2 protein-coding genes and 1 pseudogene are annotated in these 3612 nt (G+C 43.1%); 1 reads left to right on the top strand and 2 read right to left on the bottom strand.

Translation table 11 applies throughout. The features are described from left to right. Nucleotides 1-447, top strand: a pseudogene (locus tag STRDD04_RS11340) (LTA synthase family protein); the annotation flags it as partial. A 147-nt stretch (nucleotides 448-594) separates the two neighbouring features. Here STRDD04_RS11340 and pulA read toward each other — a convergent pair. Further along, a complete protein-coding gene (gene pulA, locus STRDD04_RS02335) occupies nucleotides 595-2892 on the bottom strand; it encodes a type I pullulanase (protein ID WP_062199006.1) in 2298 nt (765 codons plus the stop codon). 25 nt (nucleotides 2893-2917) lie between these two features. Beyond that, the coding region (locus tag STRDD04_RS02340) for a diacylglycerol kinase (protein WP_082757327.1) at nucleotides 2918-3612 on the bottom strand (695 nt) is incomplete at its 5' end.

Genomic DNA, 3612 nt, shown 5'->3' on the forward strand with positions numbered 1-3612 from the left:
GTAACCCCTAAATATACAAGCTACAGCGGACGGATTTACAACACACAAACTGGGGACGAGATTACCCTTCCCGACGAATCCACAACTGCAGAACTGGAAGCTATTCGGACAGCAGCCAATACCCAGCTGAAGATGAGCGATGCGATTCAGACAGGGGACCTGCTCCGCTTCTACACGGGCAATGACCTAGGAAAAGTCAATCCCGAGGACTATTCTTACATCAACTCCTTCAAGGCTCTCCAAGCCATCGAGAAGGAAAAAGGAGAGCAATCGACCAGCCTCTACTCAAAACGTGGCGGTGTGTCCTCCATTGACTTATTCAATTCGCCAAGCTATCGAGCACTGCACCCTGAACAATTCCAATCCAGCAGTGAGGAAGAGAGTAGCGGAGACTCTTCTAGCTCCTCTAGCTCTTCAAGTTCCTCTAGTTCAACTGCTACTCCTTAGTATTTATCAAACTACAAAACTCTCACCAAAACGTTGAAAATGTTTTGGGAGAGTTTTTTATTTTCCGCCAATCAAAAAAAGATTGAAGAATGGAGCCACAAGTGGGTTTCTTCAACCTTTTTTATAGTCATTTTGCTTATCTTGACATTAGTTAATTACTTCAAAAACAGAAGCAGTCAGATTTTCAACATAAAATGGTCTTTTATGACGGCTGTTACCAGCTATCAAACGAAGCTTATCAGAATTTGACAGGTAGAAAGGCAAGCCACTGGCGTTGAAAATAATTTCATAGTGCTTTTCATCCTTAATCTCAAAAATCAGTAGTCCGCTTCCTTGATTTGCAGATTTGACAAAGACATGCTTGTAAATATCTGCGTAAGTCTTATAAGAAAATTCCTTGATAGTTGTCTTTAGATGAATGATCTGCTTGATAAATTCAAGGCTGTTTTGATGATGATTGAGCAAATCCCAGTTTACTTGATTGACAGCATCCGGGGCATTGTAGCTGTTCATCGCTCTTTCTCGGTCGCTGTGCAGCACTTCTCCGCCTTCACCTGTTGCTACTAATTTACTTCGTGAGAACTCTTGACCTAATTCCATAAAAGCCATGCCCTGCATAAGTAAATTCATGGCTGTTGCCAGTTCAATACGTTTGGATTTTGTTAAAACGTCATCGTGTGGATGCAATTCAGTCAGTAAGTCATGCAAGTTGAAATTATCATGGGCTTCAACATAGTTGAGTACCTGCTCTGGTAACCAATAAGAGCCTAACTCCTTGCTTCCCAAAATAGACTTGGCTACAATGTCTTCAGTCGCCTGGCCGCTGACAAAGCCTGCTTTCACCCCGCCATAGACCTCAGCTCCCTTCACCGCATCGCGCTCGGTATCATTGAAGAAGCCAATCCGCGGCATTTGATAAGCATTGTCTTTTTTAGCCTTATCCTGTGGCATCAGACCCGTTCCCATATCCCAGCCTTCTCCATAAAGCAAGATCCTCGAATCGATTTTATCCATTTCCTCACGGATTGCATTCATAGTCGCTACATCATGGATTCCCATCAAATCAAAACGGAAGCCATCAATATTGAACTCCTCAACCCAATAACGCAGCGAATCAATCATGAATTTGCGGAACATCTCGTGCTCGCTTGCTGTCTCACTGCCGACACCGGTACCATTTTGGAAGGAACCATTGGGATTCATCCGGTAGTAATAATCGGGAACAGTTGCCTGAAAAGCTGAGTCAAAAGTTGAATAGATATGGTTGTAAACTACGTCCAAGGTCACAGAAATGCCAGCATCGTGATAGGCCTGAATCATGGTTTTCAAATCTCGAATAGCCTGACCTGGGTCATCTGGATTGGAAGAAAAACTGATTTCTGGCGCATTGTAGTTCTGCGGATCATAACCCCAGTTATAAGTGACTTTCCCATTTTCATCATAGTCCTTGTGACGGTCAGAGATCGGCTGGAGCTGAACCACATTGATCCCTAAGTCACAGATATAATCAAAGCCTGTCTTGTACCGCAATCGGTTCCTAGTACCTGTCTGACAAGCGCCTAAGAAGGTTCCTCGCAGGCTCTCTTCTACCCCAGAACTGCTGGATTTGGTTAAATCCCGAATATGCATCTCATAGATGACTGCCTGATTAGGATTTTTGAGGCGCCAGGTGGCTTTCTTACCTTGACAGACCTTAAACCCTGGAACAGTCTTGTCCTTTTCAGCAACAATAGCTGAGCGCTTACCATCTGGACTAGTGGCTATCGTATAAGGATCGCGGGTATGAAAATGTTGATTTTCAAAACTAACATGATAATGGTAGGCCTTGCCAGCTAGATCCTCTGGCACGTCAACCAACCAAACTCCAATTGTATTTTTAGTATGATCATGCGAGTATGTTTCTCCCTTTTTCATAGGGAATTTTTTATAAATGGCTGCTTCATTGCTGGAAGATTCATAGACTACCAATTCGACATTTTTTGCTGTTGGAGCCCAGACTTTAAACAGGTTGGTCTGCCCCTGCAGACGATGACCAAGCCAACCTTGGTAACCCCAGCATTCATCAAAATAATCTGACCGCATAGCCACATCAAAATTATGAGGGCGGCGCTGTGAGTATTGGTGGCTGGTTGTAGCCGCCTGAAGGGAATAATAAACCTGATGGTCTCCTTCAATCAGCCATACTTCTGTTGATAAATGAGCAGGCAATAAATCGATATGATAGTCACAAGACTGGCTGGACCAGTCCGAACGCTTGACAATCACATGGGCTTGCCCCAAAGGCTCCAAAGTTTTAAAAGATAGTTCTCCTTGAATACCGAAATAATCAAGTTTGGAAAAAGAAGCTTCTTTTCCCCATTTATTTGTCTGCCACTGCCACAAATCATAAGAAAAGTAATCTCCCTTAGGATTATGATAGTGAACAATGACCTTATAGTCTAACATTTTCATTAATCTCTTCATTTCTAAATTATTCTATCGAAAGAGCATTCTCATCAATTTCGTCTATATTTGCAAAAAATTCCAGATGATTATGCAAAACTTCGAGCTCTACTGGCGTATCGCCACCATACTCCCCATCTAGATTCAGCATAAACGGTGCTTTTTTGTCCAATACTTCTAGCTTCAATTTGCTGGTTTTAAGATATTCAACCTTGGTATCCGTCACATGCTGTCCACCATTAATTGCTTGTATAATCAAGCTAAGCATATCAAATAACTTAGCCGTTTTTACTACAATCAAGGTAAAATTCCCATCATCGAATTTTGTATCTGGAGCTAGTTTTTCAAAACCACCAATAGAGTTAGTCAAGGCTACAAAGACAAGCGAAACCTTGCCCTCAAAAACACCATGATCATGCTCAATCCGTACCTTACGAGATTTGGAGCGAGGCAGCATTTTAGCCCCTTCTGCGACATAAGCCAGATAACCCAGACGGGATTTGACTTCACTAGGAACACTGTAAGTCAGCTCCGTTAGGGTACCTGCAGCAGCAATATTGATAAAGTATTTGCTGCCATAAGCCCGGCCGATATCCATCTGAATCGTTTGGTTTTTCTCAATAATGCGGGCAGCAGCTACCGGATCCCCCATCGGAATCTTCAGAGCTCGCGCATAGTCATTGGTCGTTCCGGTCGGGATAAAGGCCAGCTTGGGACGCACAT

Origin of the sequence: Streptococcus sp. DD04 (assembly GCF_001578725.1) — a bacterium.
GTDB lineage: Bacteria > Bacillota > Bacilli > Lactobacillales > Streptococcaceae > Streptococcus > Streptococcus sinensis.